1 protein-coding gene is annotated in these 1,611 nt (G+C 32.0%); it reads right to left on the reverse strand.

Annotation, left to right across the window (positions count from 1 at the left end; genetic code table 11):
* Nucleotides 1-308: 308 nt before the first annotated feature.
* Nucleotides 309-1,202, reverse strand: a complete 894-nt coding sequence (locus AC1Q6O_RS22885; protein ID WP_008181694.1) for a patatin-like phospholipase family protein — start codon at nt 1,200-1,202, stop codon at nt 309-311.
* Nucleotides 1,203-1,611 lie beyond the last annotated feature (409 nt).

Consider the following 1,611-nt stretch of genomic DNA (forward strand, 5'->3'; position numbering starts at 1 on the left):
AAAGAAATTTGATTAGCTCAAATTGTTTTGCTGGCATCAATTTTGATGTCCAAAATTTTGTTTCGTTCACTAGCTAAGCTAGCTAGCTACTTAAAACTTTATTGATTACGTTTTGCTTGTTCAGTTTTCAAGGTTCATTTGATGTTCGCTACTTTGCTAAGAGCTAACTTTTATATAATAACATGTTTTATAATGTTTGTCAAACAGTTATTTTATTTTTTATATTTTAGTAGCTGCATATCTCAACAGCAACTTTTATATAATAACATGCTTATTTTCAATGGTCAATAGTTTTTATAAATCTTTTTTTATAATCTTAGTCGTGGCCAGTTTCTTAAAAATTGAATGGTACGATTCCTTCCTATTTCTAAGAGTGTTTCTTTTGTTTCTTCATTTAAATCAAATTGCGTAGCACTGTAATCTTCTACAGGAATAAAAATAATATCTCTTTCATGTCTTCTTGATATATATCTTTCATCATGTGCATCTTTCATAGTTGAAAATAATGCTTCAAATAAATTTAATCCATTTTTAATTTCATGAGGACACTGTTCCTCTCTCCGTCTACTTAATTTAAGTCCTAAAATGGGTCGTACTTTTCTCCCCTCCCGATCGTCAAAAATCCATAAAGGGAAATTACTTAAAACACCTCCATCTACAATTACCGACTCACCTTTGCCTGTCTTTAATGTAACCGGTTCAAAGAAAAATGGTATACCACAGCTCATACGTAAAGCACAAGCAACTGAAAAATTATTGGCATCTATTTGGTATTTGTATAAATCGTCTGGCAATACAATTATTCTACCATTAGTTATATCTGAAGCGACTAGCTTTAGTGAATCTTTGGGTAGATCTCCAAAAGTATAGACGCCTTTTTCGGCCAATTTTTTGAAGAACCACTTTTCTAATGCCTTTCCTTTATACAGACCTAAATGGTTATAAACATTTATCCATTTCATAAAAGGGAAAGGTAATATTGTTCTTCTAGAATCGAGTAATGAAGGTACATCTAACTCTTCTAGCATAGTTTCAATTTCTCTACCGCTATATCCTGCAGCAATGAACGCAGCTAAGATTGCTCCAGCACTTGTACCAGCCACACGTTTAAAACGGAAATTTTCAGCTTCTAGTACTTGATAAGCTCCCACGAGTGCAAAGCCCTTCAAACCTCCCCCAGAAAACACACCATCAATCCACATATTCCCTCTCCTTTTTTCGTAATCTTTACATTATAAGAATCGAAATTGACGATTAGAACTAAAATTTGTATTTTAGTGTCGAAATCAAACTATTACTGAAAAAGGAATTACTTTAGTATTTAGGATATTGGAACAATTTCATAGATTGGTGTCCTCTTTTACAAATGAGAAAATATTATATAACATGAATTGGTTATATCATTTCAATTAACACTTCCAACTTTCATAAAGTTTCTACGTACCCATAATAGATTTACTCTATACTATAAAATTTATGGAGATCTATATAAAAAACTTTACTTCAAATTAAAAATTTAAAAACATTTTATATGAAATAAAAAAAACAGCCAGCACACAGCTGACTGCCTTTATTGCCTAGCGACGTCCTACTCTCACAGGGGGAAGCCCC

It is taken from the genome of Lysinibacillus sp. GW823-FHT06C08 (assembly GCF_058795135.1).